The 14,965-nt window shown below is 55.5% G+C and carries 10 protein-coding genes and 1 pseudogene; 8 read left to right on the forward strand and 3 right to left on the reverse strand.

Annotated elements, in window-relative coordinates:
* Positions 1–450: 450 nt before the first annotated feature.
* Positions 451–1,017 carry a manganese efflux pump MntP family protein gene (locus MLE19_RS00005; RefSeq protein ID WP_240716027.1) on the reverse strand — a complete coding sequence of 189 codons (567 nt, stop codon included), beginning with the start codon at positions 1,015–1,017 and terminating at the stop codon, positions 451–453.
* Between the two features lie 579 nt (positions 1,018–1,596).
* Here MLE19_RS00005 and MLE19_RS00010 point away from each other — a divergent pair.
* Positions 1,597–2,958, forward strand: coding sequence for a diguanylate cyclase domain-containing protein (locus MLE19_RS00010; protein WP_240716028.1), 1,362 nt, complete (start codon positions 1,597–1,599; stop codon positions 2,956–2,958).
* A gap of 46 nt (positions 2,959–3,004) precedes the next feature.
* Here MLE19_RS00010 and MLE19_RS00015 read toward each other — a convergent pair whose 3' ends face one another.
* Complete coding sequence (locus tag MLE19_RS00015) at positions 3,005–3,964, reverse strand: AraC family transcriptional regulator (protein ID WP_240716029.1); 960 nt, start codon at positions 3,962–3,964, stop codon at positions 3,005–3,007.
* A 448-nt stretch (positions 3,965–4,412) separates the two neighbouring features.
* On the opposite strand from MLE19_RS00015, the gene MLE19_RS00020 reads away from it, so the two are divergent.
* The 3 genes from MLE19_RS00020 to MLE19_RS00030 all read left to right on the forward strand — a co-directional run bounded on the left by MLE19_RS00020 (position 4,413) and on the right by MLE19_RS00030 (position 9,425).
* The gene (locus MLE19_RS00020) at positions 4,413–5,600 is read left to right on the forward strand and encodes an efflux RND transporter periplasmic adaptor subunit (RefSeq protein ID WP_240716030.1); all 1,188 of its coding nucleotides are present in this window, start codon (positions 4,413–4,415) and stop codon (positions 5,598–5,600) included.
* A 5-nt stretch (positions 5,601–5,605) separates the two neighbouring features.
* Positions 5,606–8,797, forward strand: coding sequence for an efflux RND transporter permease subunit (locus MLE19_RS00025; protein ID WP_240716031.1), 3,192 nt, complete (start codon positions 5,606–5,608; stop codon positions 8,795–8,797).
* 157 nt (positions 8,798–8,954) lie between these two features.
* On the forward strand, positions 8,955–9,425 hold the full coding sequence (locus MLE19_RS00030) for a GFA family protein (RefSeq protein WP_240716032.1): 471 nt from the start codon (positions 8,955–8,957) through the stop codon (positions 9,423–9,425).
* A 2-nt stretch (positions 9,426–9,427) separates the two neighbouring features.
* Here MLE19_RS00030 and MLE19_RS00035 read toward each other — a convergent pair whose 3' ends face one another.
* The gene (locus tag MLE19_RS00035; protein WP_240716033.1) at positions 9,428–10,159 is read right to left on the reverse strand and encodes a CDP-alcohol phosphatidyltransferase family protein; all 732 of its coding nucleotides are present in this window, start codon (positions 10,157–10,159) and stop codon (positions 9,428–9,430) included.
* Between the two features lie 382 nt (positions 10,160–10,541).
* On the opposite strand from MLE19_RS00035, the gene MLE19_RS00040 reads away from it, so the two are divergent.
* From MLE19_RS00040 to MLE19_RS00055, 4 genes and pseudogenes are all read left to right on the forward strand, one after another.
* Entirely contained in the window at positions 10,542–11,591 is a 1,050-nt protein-coding gene (locus MLE19_RS00040; protein WP_240716034.1) for a zinc-dependent alcohol dehydrogenase, read from the forward strand.
* 33 nt (positions 11,592–11,624) lie between these two features.
* Positions 11,625–12,023 (forward strand): 6-pyruvoyl trahydropterin synthase family protein, encoded by a 399-nt coding sequence (locus MLE19_RS00045; RefSeq protein ID WP_240716035.1) that lies wholly within the window; start codon positions 11,625–11,627, stop codon positions 12,021–12,023.
* The gene (locus MLE19_RS00050) at positions 12,020–13,996 is read left to right on the forward strand and encodes a glycosyltransferase (RefSeq protein WP_240716036.1); all 1,977 of its coding nucleotides are present in this window, start codon (positions 12,020–12,022) and stop codon (positions 13,994–13,996) included. Before MLE19_RS00045 ends, MLE19_RS00050 begins: the two co-directional genes overlap by 4 nt.
* A gap of 4 nt (positions 13,997–14,000) precedes the next feature.
* Positions 14,001–14,957: pseudogene (locus MLE19_RS00055) on the forward strand (lysylphosphatidylglycerol synthase transmembrane domain-containing protein); the annotation flags it as partial.
* Between the last annotated feature and the right edge of the window lie 8 nt (positions 14,958–14,965).

Raw genomic sequence — 14,965 nt, forward strand, 5'->3', positions numbered from 1 at the left:
AATTTTCTTCGTTCATTGAATACCCATAGGCTTTGCAGCCCTAGCATCCTAAATAGCAGCCAGCGTTCCATTAATGGAGTGGCCACCACAGGAAGTAAGCATAAAACAGATCAACATCCTAGTTATGTCTGTAGCGAGATGAGGCTGCGGTTGGCAGCCTGGTCGTGCAAGCATTAGGCGTTGGAAACGCTTTAAGCTTTAGTAGAGAGAGGCCAGATCAACGCCCACAGAGAGGCGTAATAATGAACCGCAATAAAACGCTGGAAAGGTCGAACCGGAGATGTACCCTACTCCCTTAAGCGGGAACAGTACAGGTTGGCACCCCGATATACCGGGGTTGCAAGTGGTGGGGGGGGCGCGAGAATTAGTTTTTGAAATGTGCATTAGTTATTTATTGTCGTAATGCAGGCTTCCATCACAAAGGCAATCAAAAATAGCGTTTTAATTTAATTAAAATTTTAAAAACGCCGTGTGCTCCGCCAATACCGCTAAACCAATACCAATCAGCACAACGCCGCCAATTAATTCTGCCCAGTGGCCAACAAACTTACCGAGTTTGTGGCCCAGGAAAGTGCCCATAGAAGCCATCACGGTGGTGGCGAGACCAATCGCTAAACTGGTGGCGATAATATTGGCATCAATAAAGGCAAGGCTGGCGCCTACAGCCATGGCATCAATGCTGGTAGCGGTGGCGGTGAGCACTAACAGCCAAAGGGTTTGTTTGCGCTGGTCTACTTTTTCTTCTTTTTTAAGACCTGCATACATCATATGTAGGCCGATAATCGACAGAAGCGTAAAGGCCACCCAATGATCCCAGGCCTGCACATACTGTTGTGATGCCTTACCCGCCGCCCAACCCAGCATGGGCGTGATAGCTTCGATAATGCCAAATACCAGGCCGATACCAATGGCGTGACGGAAGCGGGGCTTTTGCAGCTCAGCGCCTTTACTGATGGAGGCAGCGAAGGCATCCGCTGACATGGAAACCGCCAGAAACAGTAGGGTGATGGGTGTCATGAAATTTGAACTCTCAGGCTGAAAAGTACTCCGCATATAACCCGGGAGCATGGCGGTAATTACCATGCTTGAGTGTATTGGTCGGGTATTGAATAGCGGAGAATCCTACCATGGTTTAATGTTTAAACAAGCCAAGTAGTTAAAAATAAAGTTTGTATATGTGAAGTAATATAGCCTTGGCTAACATTGTGTGTGTTAGCTGATTTTCTTGCCATTTTTAATATTTTGCCTGCTATTTTTAATAAGGGTTGTTAGCTTTTTTAGTTAGTTGATTGTTAATTATGTTGTCGATTTAAATGGAAGAGTTTACATATTAAGATGATGGCTTATGTTTAGTATTTGCCAGTTTGTTAACTTAATCATCGCTGCTCAGGCGTTTGTCCATCCCCCACCAGTAGACGAAATCATGTATCGCCATTCAATGCTCGTGTTACAGTATGTACGCGCTGAATTTCTGCCGGTTTTCGCTGATATGTTGCCATGGTAGAAACAGTCGCTAAAAGTGAAGAAGCTGCGCGAGGCGGCCGTTTTGCTTGACCACTTCTGCTATTAATATTGGCTAAATAAGTAGAGTTTAATATGCGATTAGCGGCGTTTATTCGGGCTGAAATTGAGTCGATCCTTAGCGATTGGGAAGCGTTTTCCAAAACCCTCTATCACGCCAAGAATATGAACAAAAGCGGGCTGCGCGACCATGCCAGAGAAATGCTCTTAGAGATTGCTGATGATCTTGATTCACAGCAGGATGAGTATGAACAGGCGGCTAAGTCGAAAGGCTGTGCGCCAATGGATGGGGAAGAGACCTGGGCAGAAGTGCATGGCGAGGATCGGCAGACCAGCGGCTTCACCGTTATTGAAACGGTCTCTGAATTTCGGGCGCTGCGAGCGAGCGTCGTATCTCACTGGAGTAAAGAGCACCCGACACTGGCTGGCCAACGGCTGGAGGATCTCACCCGCTTCCATGAAGCGATAGATAAGGCCGTCGCCGAATCATTAGAGCAGTACGCCACCGTTAAAGAGATGGAAACCCGGCTGTTCGGCGCCATTCTGCTTGCATCGCCAGACCCAATTTATGTGCTTGATCTTGAAGGCCGCTTTATCTATGCCAACAAGGCCACTGCTGACCTATTTGCCATGGAGCCTGAGGCTATTATCGGCAAATCGACGTTTGATCTAGGTTTCTCGTTTGCCTCTGATTTTCAGCGCAATCTGGATAAGGTCATTGCTGATCAATCGACCTATCGCGGTAAGTTTGTACATACGTTTGCTTCTGGCTTGGGTGAGCGGTTCGAGTATCTGCTTGCCCCCGTGCTCGACGAGCAGCAGGAAACCGAAGCAACCGTATGTATTTCCCGGGATATTACTGAGCAGGCCATTGCAGACGAGAAAGTATGGCATAACGCCCATTATGATCTTTTGACAGGGTTGCCTAATCGGCGCCTATTCCTGGACCGCCTGGAACAGGAGATCAAACATGCAAAGCGCCGCAGTCGGCCTCTTGGGCTGCTCTTTATGGATCTTGACGGCTTCAAAGACGTTAACGATTCCCTCGGCCATGAAGCGGGGGATCGAATACTGTCTGATGTGGCGGATCGCCTGGCTAACTGTGTTCGCGCGAACGATACGGTTGCTCGTTTAGGTGGGGACGAGTTTACAGTGATTCTCACCGGCGCTGAGCAGCGCGAAGATGTGGAGCATGTGGCGCAGACGATAATCGACGCCTTGGCGAGGCCATTTCACATGGGCGAAGAGCGCATTCAGATCTCTGTCAGCATTGGCATCTCGTTCTATCCGGAAGCCGCTGCCACCCCAGATGCATTGTTAGAAGCAGCAGATAAAGCGATGTATAAAGCCAAAAAAGCCGGCTCTAATCAGATGTGTTTTCACGACACGCTTGATAAGGCGAATACCTTACGTAGCCAATCCCTGCCTACTCAGTAAATATGCTCCTCTGCCTAACGGCATCAAATGCTAACCGTGCTGCTTACTAAGCAGGCAGTGCAGCGACTCTGGCGCCGCGCAACTGGCTAACATCGGCTCGTGGTGGCGCGCCAAACATGCGGCTATATTCGCGGCTGAAGTGCGAAGGGCTTTCATAACCTACTCGATAACTGGCGGTGGCCGCCTCAAGACCCTCGGCCAGCATTAGCCGCCGAGCCTCGTGCAGGCGCAGTTTCTTTTGGTACTGCAGTGGCGACATGCGTGTTACTTGCCGGAAGCTGTGATAAAGCGTCGATTCGCTCATATTAACGGTTGCTGCCAGCTCACGGATCTTAAGCGGTTGGGCGTAGTGCTCTTTCAAGGTGTAAATGACCTGGGCAATTCGGTTGGCCTGGGAGTCTGAGGCCGCAAAGCGGCGCATGTGTGGCCCCATTTCGCCCATAAGCGCCCGATAGATCAGCTCTCGTCGGGCCAGGGGTGAAAGCACTTTGATATCTTCTGGGGAGTCGAGCAGGCTTAGGAGTCGATAGAGCGCTCCCTGCATACGTGCATCCATGTAAGCTGATTTTAAGCCGCAGTCCATCTCGGAGCAGATAGCATCATTCCCCGCAGGCGGCGCTTTGTCGCCCAGCTCCAGTATCAGCCCCGCTACTTCTTGAGGATCCACTGAGACCTTGACTGCCAAAAAGGGGTTTTCCGGGGTGGCATGATCAATCCTGCCTGTCACCGGCAGGTGAACGGCGCTCGCCATGTAGCTTGGGCCGGTGTAGACAATCTCTTTATCTCCCAGCAGCACGGTCTTGCTGCCCTGAATGACAAAGCACAGGCAGGGCTCATAAACGGCACAGTGAAAGCTGGTGGGAGCGTCAGCGCGCACCAGTTGCACCTCGGCAATCGAGGTGTCTTGAAGTTCTTCTAGGAACGCCCAGCGGCGAGCGACTTGGCTTAATTGCTGTGGCAAGCTTTCGCTAAAATGGGTGATCTGCTCAGGCATGATAACGGTCACGGGCACTCCTCCTTAACAGTTTGCAGTATAGGCCTTCGTTTCAAAAGCTGGATGCTTTTTCATTTGCTTTTGCAGGATCAGGCAAGCACCTCGTAGAAACCGGCAACCCTAGCCGCATGTCATCAGATAGTCATCTTGCCTAGCCTCGCCAATCAAACGGTAGTGTGAATCCCAAGCCCTGTTTTGCTATTCACACGCCTCGACAGAATTAGGCAATTATCCCGCAGGAACCTGATATCTCCAATGCGCTCGCGCCGCCTATGGTAGCGGACATCTGATCGGTGCTCGTGCTGCCGGTCTGGTCTGCCCTCTTATCAAATAAACATCTTTCAAATAAGCATCGTCTGTCGAATCTGCCCCTGCGTAATCGACTCGTTAAATGCCCGCGCGGTGCAAACACATAACGAACGCTGCTATCGGTTTCCGGTAGCCATTGGAGCAAGTCATCATGGCAAGTTTAAAACAAAGCGCTCGCTCAACACGTAGCTGGGCGATCATCCTGAACCTGCTGGTAATGGCACTCCTTACTGGCTGTGAGGCCAAGAGCGAGGAGGAGGTGGCTTCATCAGCTCCGCCACCGCCAGAAGTGGATGTGGTGGAAGTCGTCGCTCAGCCGGTGGTATTGAGTGAGTCTTTCACTGGGCGTGTGGAAGCTGCGGAAACCGTTGAGTTGAGGCCTCGGGTCAGCGGTTATATCCAGGAAGTCGCTTTCGAGGAGGGGGGGCTGGTAGAGGAGGGCGATCTGCTATTCCTGATCGATCAGCGTCCTTACCAGGCACGCATTGGGGCTGCTCAGGCTGAGCTTGCCCAGGCCCGGAGCCAGAGCGCTCAAACCGGTAGCGAAGCCGAACGCGCCCGGGTATTGCTAGGCCGCCAGGCTATTTCTCAGGAAGTGCATGACCAGCGCCAGTCGGCGCTAAACAACGCCCGCGCCATGGTGGATGCCGCCGAGGCAGCGTTAGACACCGCTGAGCTAGACCTTGAGTACACCCGCATTACGGCACCGGTCAGTGGCCGTGCAGGTCGGGCGATGGTGACGCGGGGTAATCTGGCCAACGCTGATCAGAGCCTGCTGACCACGCTGGTCACCATCGATCCGATTCATGTTTACTTCGACGCAGACGAACAGGCGGCCTTTGCCAGCCATACCATGCTGAACAGCGGGGAGTCGAACAGCCTGAAGATCGAGCTGGGCGGCGATGCCGCGCGGCAGTTCACCGGCACTCTGGATTTTATCGACAACCGTTTGAACCCCAATACCGGCACCCTGCAGTTCCGGGCGCTGCTGGCTAACCCGGATGGCCGCATTAGGCCTGGGGAGTTTGCCCGTGTCGAAATGCCCGTTGCCCGTATGGAGCAGGCGCTGCTGTTGGATCGCAAAGCGGTTCTGACTGATCAAGATCGTCGCTACGTCTATGTGGTCGGTGAAAACAACTTGGCTGAGCGGCGCCAGGTAAGCACCGGGCGTCAAGTGGGAGCGCAAACCGTCATCACGGAAGGGCTCAACGCCGGTGATCGGGTGATCGTTAATGGGGTGCAAAAAGTCTTTATGCCCGGCATGGAAGTCTCCCCTCAACAGGTAGCTGGCGCCCCAGCTGATAATACTCAACCCACCATTGCTGCTAGGGAAGATTAATCGCCATGAATTTTTCGCGCTTCTTTGTGGACCGACCGATCTTCGCAGCAGTGCTGTCGATCATTATTCTGGCGGTAGGGCTGATCTCTATTCCCAATCTGCCGATCAGCGAGTACCCGGACGTGGTGCCACCCTCCGTGGTCGTTCGTACGGTCTACCCCGGCGCTAACCCACAAGAGATCGCCGAGACGGTCGCCACGCCGTTGGAAGAATCCATCAATGGCGTTGAGGACATGATGTACCTCAAGTCTGTCTCGGGTTCTGACGGCGTGCTGCAGATGACCGTTACCTTCCGCCCAGGTACCGATGCCGAGGAAGCCACGGTTCGCGTACAGAACCGCGTTAGCCAGGCCGAGGCCCGGCTGCCGGAAGCCGTGCGTCGCCAAGGCGTTACCACCCAGAAGCAGTCGCCAACGTTTCTGATGGTCGTTCACTTAACCTCACCCAGCGGCGAGTACGACACCCTCTACCTGCGCAACTACGTGCGGCTAAATGTGCGCGATCGTCTGGCCCGGCTCGAAGGGGTAGGGGATGCGCAAATCTTCGGTGGTGGTGACTACGCGATGCGGGCGTGGCTTGATCCCGGTCGGATAGCCGCCCGCGGCCTCACGGCCAGCGATGTGGTCGGGGCCATGCGGGAACAGAACGTACAGGTCTCCGCCGGGCAGTTGGGCGCCGAACCCATCGCGGATAGTGATTTTCTCACCTTGATCAACGTCCGTGGTCGGCTTGAGACGGTGGAAGAGTTTGGTGACATCGTGCTGAGCCGCGGCGACAGCGGCGAGATACTCAGGCTTGGGGATGTGGCTAGGCTGGAAATGGGTGCCGGGGACTATACGCTGCGCTCGCAGTTGGATGGCCAGAACGCGGTGGGTATAGGGATCTTCCAGGCACCAGGAGCCAATGCGCTGGAGATTCGTGAGCAGGTGATCGCCGTCATGGATGAGTTGTCCGAGCAGTTCCCGGAAGGCGTTGAGTATGAGGCGGTCTACGACACCACCATCTTTGTGAACGACTCTATAAAATCGGTGATAGCCACCCTACTGGAAGCCGTGCTGCTGGTGGTGTTGGTGGTCACGCTTTTCCTACAGACCTGGCGCGCCTCAATTATCCCGCTATTGGCAGTGCCCGTCTCGGTGATTGGCACCTTCGGGGCGCTCTACCTGTTGGGTTACTCTATCAACACGCTGACCCTTTTTGGCCTGGTGTTGGCCATTGGCATCGTGGTGGACGACGCCATCGTGGTGGTGGAAAACGTGGAGCGGAATATCGAGGAGGGCCTAAAGCCCCAGGCCGCCGCGCATCAAGCCATGCGGGAAGTCTCCGGGCCTATCATTGCCGTGGGACTAGTGCTGTGCGCAGTGTTTATCCCCATGGCTTTTCTCTCGGGGGTCACCGGTCAATTCTATAGCCAGTTCGCGGTGACGATTGCCATCTCCACGGTGATCTCCACGATTAACTCCCTGACCCTGTCGCCCGCGCTGGCGGCAATGCTGCTCAAGCCCCATGACGCGCCTAAAGATCGCCTTACTCGCGTGATCGATACGCTGTTTGGCTGGATCTTCCGTCCCTTCAATCGCTTCTTTAACGCCAGCTCCACTAAGTATCAAGGGGGCGTGGCCCGCTCTCTGAAGCATCGGGGTGCAGTGTTTGTGGTTTACGCGCTGTTGCTACTGGGCACCGGCGTGATGTTCAAGGTGGTGCCGCCTGGCTTTATTCCGGTGCAGGACAAACTGTACCTGATTGCGGGCGTCATTCTGCCCGAAGGGGCATCCCTGGAGCGAACCGACCAGATGCTCCAAGACGTTGTGGATATCGCCATGGAGACCGAAGGTGTGGAGCACGCCATTGCCTTTCCTGGCTTGAACGCGCTGCAGTTCACCAACACCTCCAACACCGGGGTAGCTTTTCTCACCCTGAGTGCCTTTGGGGAGCGCAGTCTCAGCGCCGCGGAGATAAATGCCCGAATCAACCAAGGCATTGGCGGTTTGAAAGAGGGATTTGCGTTCTCGTTTATGCCGCCGCCGATACTGGGCTTGGGCAATGGTTCGGGCTTTCAGCTGTTCATTGAGGATCGCGGTAACCTGGGTTTTGGGGCGCTACAGCAGGCGGTTAACCAACTCCAGGGCGCAATTGCGCAAACGCCGGGGATGGGGTTCCCGATCAGCAGCTATCAGTCCAACGTGCCGCAACTGGATGCTGAAGTGGATCGGCTGAGGGCTAAAGCCCAAGGCGTGCCGTTGACCGAGTTGTTCGACACCCTGCAGACCTATCTGGGCTCGACCTATGTCAATGACTTTAATCGCTTCGGCCGAACTTGGCAGGTAATAGCCCAGGCAGACGCCCCTTATCGAACCAGCGTGGAAGATATTGCCCGGCTGCGTACCCGTAATGACCAGGGGGAGATGGTACCCATCGGCACGATGGTCGATATCACGCAAACCTTCGGCCCAGACCCGGTATTGCGCTACAACGGCTATCCGGCGGCGGACTTGGCGGGGGAGTTTGACCCACGGGAGCTCTCCTCCGCCCAGGCGATGGACGCAATCAACGCCCTGGCGGATGAGATACTGCCACCGGGCATGGCGCTGGAGTGGACCGATTTGAGCTACCAGCAGTCCACCCAGGGAAATGCGGCGCTGGTGGTCTTCCCGCTCTCGATCCTGCTGGTATTTCTGGTGTTAGCGGCGCTTTACGAGAGCTGGACGCTACCGCTGGCGGTGATTCTCATCGTGCCCATGTCGATGCTGGCGGCGCTGATCGGCGTCTGGTTCGGCGGGGGTGATAACAACATCTTCGTGCAGGTGGGGCTGGTGGTGTTGATTGGGCTGGCGTGTAAGAACGCGATCCTGATCGTGGAATTTGCCCGTGAGCTGGAACTGCAAGGCATGAGCGTCGTGGATGCGGCCCTGGAAGCCTGCCGCTTACGGCTGCGGCCTATCATCATGACCTCGATTGCCTTTACGGCTGCCGTGTTGCCTTCGGTGGTTGCTACAGGCGCGGGGGCAGAAGTGAGGGCTGCACTGGGTACCGCGGTGTTTGCCGGTATGATCGGCGTGACGCTATTTGGCTTGTTCCTCACCCCGGTATTCTATGTGGCGCTGCGTAAGCTGGCTGGCCCTTTGACCAGTCATCACGCTTCAACCCTGAACAGTGAAGACGACGCTGACCAAGGAAAATTGCCTGTCTCAAGCTAACTAAGCTCGTTCAAATATGTAAGGGTTATCGTTAGCGGTAGGTTGAAAATAGGGTGGTAGATTGAAAGTGCATGGTAAGCCCCGCATAAAAATGCGGGGCTTACGCTGGTTTGGCTATTATAGTTAAAGGATATTCAAGCAAGCACTGGAGGCAACTATGCTGCTTAAAGGATCATGCCATTGCCAGGCCGTGACATTCAGCGTGAAGTCACAACATCCCTATCCTTTCAATCGTTGTTACTGCTCTATCTGCCGGAAAACGGCGGGGGGTGGTGGCTATGCCATCAATCTCAGCGGCGATAGCAAAACGCTCAACGTTAGTGGCGGAGAGCATATTACCGTCTATCGCGCCTTCATTAAGGGCGAGCAGAGCACTGGAGAACGGCATTTCTGCAAGCATTGCGCCTCGTCACTGTGGGTTTATGACCCCGACTGGCCAGAGCTTGTACACCCCTTCGCCTCGGCGATTGACAGCGATTTACCAACGCCGCCCAAGCGGACGCATATGATGCTGGGAAGCCGAGCGGATTGGGTCGAGGTAAATGGGCAGTTTCAAGATAAATGCTTCGATGAATATCCGGACGAGAGCCTTGCCGAGTGGCATCAGCGCTTAGGATTGGAGCGCTAGCGTCACTCGCTCCGTTTTGATTTTCGGTACAGCCACCATACATCAAACCCAAATGAATACATCAATGAAATCAAGGCGCTAATGGCAAGTAGACTGGCAATGAGATGAGAGGTGAGTGGGGTTAACGCTAGCAGTAGCGCCACTACTTGCCAGACGCAAACAGCCTTGCGACGAAAACTCTCAAACAGCGGCTTGGAAAGCCATGCAAACTGCCAACTGGCAGCCACGAAAAGGTAGCGCATACCGCCAATCATCAGCACCCAAAGACCTAAAGACTCCAGCCTTAGCAAACCCGCACAAAGCAGCAAAATCAGCAGTGCATCCAGCTCCATATCAAAGCGCGCGCCGAACAGCGAGTGGCTTTTGGTGCGCCTGGCAATCCAGCCATCAACGCCATCCAGCAGCAGGGCGATCACTGCAATGGCCAGCCACTGCCAGATGGCCTCCACAAATGCATTGGCGGCAAGTGCGCCTGCCACCAGCGCCACCAAGACCGATCGGCCCAATGTCACCCGGTTAGCCCAGCCCAATGAACCGTAGGGCCAAAACAGAATAACCATGGCGGATATAAATATGTAGAAGCCATAGGCCAGCCACCAATTCGCCGGACCAGCCATTAAAAGCGGTAAGCATTTGCCCACTGCGAATAGCAACAAGCCGCCCAGCACTAGCTCTGTGGCGCTATAAAGCCGTTTTGGTAATGCGTATGACGTGGCGTTTGAAAAAAGCGGCATGGTGGCTCACGAAGCGGCGTCGCTGTCCGCAGTTGAAATAAATGATGCAACTATTTTTATATGTACCATTCTTGTAGAAGAAGGTAGGGTTGTCCATATGATCAAGAAAATAGGCTAACCAGTTTCATGTATTGCCAATAGTTAATCGAATATTTTCTTTTCAACCGCTACGCTGAAGATGGTGAGCCATTGAAAACTGTTTTACATAAGCCAGTTCAGTACATGGTCAGCGCATTTGGCAAGGGGCCGAGTCACGCAACGTGCTACTCAGGCTCGCTTGTCAGGGCATTAGTCCCCATTTGCGGGACAATGGTGCCACGTCATATTCAACGGAATGAAAAAGAGCTCGGATTATGTGGGCTCGTAACGAAAAGGAACGCTTATGTCGGCACCTGACGACGTTGGCAAACACTGCTGCGTTAGTACAAAAACTATCGATACAAAATCTATCGGTACACAAACTACCGCCACTGCCTTTTGGGTGACCAGCCCAGCCGAAGGCGAGCTGCGGCGTGAACAGCTTGCAACGCCCGCTCAAGATGAGGTACTGATACGCACCTTGTACAGCGGCGTTAGCCGTGGCACAGAATCGCTGGTGTTTAATGGGCGCGTGCCTGAAAGCGAGTTTTCACGCATGCGAGCTCCCTTTCAGTCGGGTGAGTTTCCCGCGCCGGTCAAATACGGCTACTGCAGCGTTGGCTGCATTGAAAAAGGGCCAGATGCGCTCTTGAATAAAACCGTTTTTTGCCTTTTTCCCCATCAAGATCGCTATGTTGTGCCTGCTTCTGCGGTGCTGGAAGTGCCCGATGAGGTGCCCGCAAAACGCGCTGTTCTAGCCGCCAATATGGAAACGGCCATTAACGGGGTTTGGGACGCAGAGCCCATGCTGGGCGAGCGGATTTGCGTGATTGGCGCAGGCGTCGTCGGGGCGTTAGTGGCCTACTTGTGCGCCCAGGTGCCCGGCGTCGACGTGCATTTGGTCGATATCAACCCAGAGCGTCGCCAACTGGCCGAACAGCTAGGCGTCGCTTTTGCAACGCCAGAACAAGCTCCCCATGACCAAGATTGCGTGATCCACGCCAGCGGCCAGGCGGCTGGCTTGCGCCAAGCCCTTGAGTTAGTCGGCAGCGAAGGGCGCATTGTCGAAATGAGCTGGTTTGGCGAGGGAGATGTCACTATTCCATTAGGCGGCGCTTTTCACTCCCAGCGGCTAACGCTCAAGGCCAGCCAAGTGGGCCAACTGCCCCCCAAACTTCGCCCTCGTTGGGACTATCAGCGACGTCTTCGCTTAGCGCTGAGCCTACTGGTGGATGCGCGGTTAGACGCCCTTATCAGCGGTGAAAGCGATTTTACACAGCTACCTACACTGGCCAATACGCTGTTTGGCCGCGGCAGCGTGGAGCTTTGCCACCGACTGCGATATGTCCATTAACGTATGTTGTTAACTATTTAATCAGGAGCTTTTATGTTTCGTTTATGTGTCCGTGACCACTTTATGATCGCCCATAGTTTTAACGGTGAAATCTTTGGCCCCGCCCAGCGTACCCATGGTGCCACCTATGTGGTGGATGTGGTTTTTCAGCGCCCTGAGCTGGATGAGGATGGCTTGGTGATCGATATTGGCCTTGCCAGTGAAACGGTGAAAGAAGTGTTGGCTGGCTACAACTTCCAAAACCTGGATGAGGTTAGTGAATTCAAGGGTAAAAACACCACCACCGAGTTTATGGCCAAGGTGATTTTTGATCAGCTCGCCAAGGCGATTGGTGAGGGCAAAATGGGTATCACCGCCAAAGGTATCAGCCATATGGAGATCAAACTGCATGAATCTCATGTGGCCTGGGCAAGCTATGAAGGCGCGCTATGAGTAAGCGGTTCACCTTAATGGTTGCCGGTGACCCCGCTCAGCGTACCGGCGGCTATATCTACGATGCGCACATTGTCTCAGCCTTGCGTGATCAGGGTTGGGAGATTGACGTTGTAGGGCTAGCGGGTCGTTTCCCTGATGCTGATACCGAAGCGGCAGCCGCGCTTGCCCAGGCGCTTGAGTCACTTCCCGACCATGCCGCAGCGGTGATTGATGGTTTGGCCATGGGCGCACTGCCTGAAGTAGTCGCACAGCATGCAGAACGGCTGGACATTACCGCGCTGCTGCACCACCCCTTAGGCGATGAGCTAGGCCTTAACGAGGCCGAACAGCAGCGTTTTCATCGCAGTGAATTAACTGCGCTTGCCCCTGTGGCGCGCATTATTGTCACCAGCCACTTTACTGCCCGGCGCTTGCCGGAGCTGGCGACCCAATACGCCATGCCGCTCAATGCCAGTATCACCGTAGTAGAGCCGGGCGTGGCTCAGGCACCGATAAGCCCGGAATTAGAGCCAGGTGAAACGCTACGCCTGCTGTGTGTGGCAACGCTAACGCCGCGTAAAGGGCAGGATATTCTTGTTCAAGCGCTGGCAGGGGTGGCCGGTAATCACTGGCGGTGTGACTGCTATGGTGGCGCGCGAGACGCAGCGTTCACCCAGCGTGTGCAGCAACTGATTGATCAGAATGACTTACAAGGCTGTGTCCAACTGCACGGCGAGTGCGATAGCGAAACGCTGGAAGCGGCTTATCGCCACGCTCATGCGCTGGTGCTGCCTTCCTGGTACGAAGGCTATGGCATGGTGGTTACCGAGGCCCTGGCCCATGGCCTGCCGGTGATTACCACTACCGGCGGCGCGCTACGTGATACCTTGCCCATAGGCGCTGGGTTAGGCGTTGAACCGGGCGATAGTGGCGCCCTTCATGAGGCCTTGAACCGCTTTTGTAATGATGCCGAACTGCGCGACCAACTGCGCCAAGGGGCTGTACAGGCCCGCGGCCAGTTGAGTGATTGGTCGGCGGCAGGCGCCGCCTTCGCTGCCGCGTTGGTAACACAGGGCAGTGCGCCCAGTGATTCTCCCAACAGTTCGACAAGTCTAAGCGCAGGAAGTCAGTTTGAGTCTGATTGGCTTACCCTGCGTGAGGCCGCTGATTTTGCTTCACGTAGCCAGCGACTAGCCAAGTTCGCCGCTGAGTGGTTGGGCGCACATAGCCCGGCACCGCTAATAGCGGACCTTGGCTGTGGCCGAGGTAGCAACATGCGCTTTCTCGCCCCGCGCCTGAAGGGCCAACAGCGCTGGGAGCTAATCGATCACGACGCTATTTTGCTAGCCCAGGCGCGTCAGCGTGCCGCCGGGCTCAGCGATATTAATGGGCACCCGGTGGCCGTTGAGACGCACTGTGTTTCGCTGGAGCCGCTTGCCGATGTGCCGCTGGGCGATGCGCACCTGGTGACGGCGTCGGCGCTGCTTGATCTGGTCTCCCAGCAGTGGATTGATGCTTTAGTGAGCCGCTGTGCCGCCCAGCAGCAGGCGCTATTGATAGCGTTAAGCGTGACAGGTGAGTGGCACTTTATTAGCCCGCAGGGCGAACCGGTGCTGGATGATGAAGACCACTGGCTGCTGGCCATGTTTATTGCTCATCAGCAGCGTGATAAAGGCTTGGGTGATGCGTTAGGCGGTCAGGCACATGAGGCATTGGTGGCAGCACTTGAAAAGGCCAATTACCGGGTAGAGCAGGACGAAACCCCATGGCAGCTTGCCGCTGGCAGCCACGACCATCAGCCGCTGATGATGGCGTTATTGGCGGGTTGGGCCGAGGCCGCGACAGAGCAAGCTCCCGAAGCCGCAGCGCGAATTGCCGCTTGGCTGCAGCATCGCCAGCAGGCCGTGGCAAATGGCGAGCTAGGTGTTTGGGTAGGGCACCGTGACCTATTCGCTACGCCGCTGCTTACAGCGCCTCAGGAAGAGGTCTAAGCCTATGGGGCTTGATAGGGGGCTAATTATCCAACTCCGCACTGGTTTTCAAAAGCTGGGTTTTCAAAAACTGGTTTTACACAAACTAGGCTTACAAAACCCATGGCTACGTCGCGCAGTTATTAGTGCCGCGTTACTAGGTGCGGTGGCGCTGTGGGTCGAGCCTCAGGCCATTATGGCGGAGGTGCAGCGCTTCTCCGCCGGGTGGGTAGTGCTGGCGTTAGTTATCAGCACCCTGCAAATCATGCTGTGTGCATGGCGTTGGAAGTTTACCGCCGGGCTGATTGATGTGCCGCTGCGGTTTGCTTACGCCCTGCGTGAGTACTATTTGGCGTTGTTAGTGAATCAACTGTTGCCCGGTGGCGTATTAGGCGATGCCGGGCGGGCGCATCGCCATGCTACTCAAGCGCAGTCCCGCGGTCGTGCATGGCGGGCGGTAATTATCGAGCGAGCCTCGGGGCAGGTGGCGGTGGGCGTGCTAACGCTGACGGCGCTACTGCTGTCACCACTCTGGCATGCCGCCCTAGGTGTCTCCGTTGTCACTGCGATTGGATTAGGCGTAGTGGCCGCCCTGGCGGCGGTGATCGCCAGTGGCCTGCTGCTACGCCAGCGGATAAGCCATTGGTTGGCGCGGTTGCCGCACTGGTGCCAAGCCCTTGCTCGCGATGTACGCCGTGGCCTGTTGCGGCGCGGCGTGTGGTCTCAGCAGTTGCTGTCGTCGCTAGCGATAGTGATTAGTTACGGCCTGGTGATGGTGTGCGCAGCGCGGGCAATTGGCGTTGAGCTACCGGCGCTGCAAGTGCTGGCGCTGACGCCAGTACTGCTGCTGGCGATGCTGATTCCCTTTTCCGTCGCCGGGTGGGGGCTACGGGAAGGCGCCGCCGCTGGAGTCTGGGCGCTGGTCGGCCTGCCACCCGCCCAAGGGGTGGCGGTATCGTTGGCTTACGGTGTGCTAGTGCTACTGGCGAG

The sequence above is a fragment of the Vreelandella neptunia genome (assembly GCF_022489065.1).
Classification (GTDB): domain Bacteria; phylum Pseudomonadota; class Gammaproteobacteria; order Pseudomonadales; family Halomonadaceae; genus Vreelandella; species Vreelandella neptunia_A.

Excerpts from the sequence above, each read along its gene's own strand:
- MLE19_RS00035 (WP_240716033.1), bottom strand. The coding sequence starts at position 10,159 with ATGCCGCTTTTTTCAAACGCCACGTCATACGCATTACCAAAACGGCTT.
- MLE19_RS00030 (WP_240716032.1), top strand. The coding sequence starts at position 8,955 with ATGCTGCTTAAAGGATCATGCCATTGCCAGGCCGTGACATTCAGCGTG.
- MLE19_RS00010 (WP_240716028.1), top strand. The coding sequence starts at position 1,597 with ATGCGATTAGCGGCGTTTATTCGGGCTGAAATTGAGTCGATCCTTAGC.
- MLE19_RS00005 (WP_240716027.1), bottom strand. The coding sequence starts at position 1,017 with ATGACACCCATCACCCTACTGTTTCTGGCGGTTTCCATGTCAGCGGAT.
- MLE19_RS00020 (WP_240716030.1), top strand. The coding sequence starts at position 4,413 with ATGGCAAGTTTAAAACAAAGCGCTCGCTCAACACGTAGCTGGGCGATC.
- MLE19_RS00050 (WP_240716036.1), top strand. The coding sequence starts at position 12,020 with ATGAGTAAGCGGTTCACCTTAATGGTTGCCGGTGACCCCGCTCAGCGT.
- MLE19_RS00045 (WP_240716035.1), top strand. The coding sequence starts at position 11,625 with ATGTTTCGTTTATGTGTCCGTGACCACTTTATGATCGCCCATAGTTTT.
- MLE19_RS00040 (WP_240716034.1), top strand. The coding sequence starts at position 10,542 with ATGTCGGCACCTGACGACGTTGGCAAACACTGCTGCGTTAGTACAAAA.
- MLE19_RS00025 (WP_240716031.1), top strand. The coding sequence starts at position 5,606 with ATGAATTTTTCGCGCTTCTTTGTGGACCGACCGATCTTCGCAGCAGTG.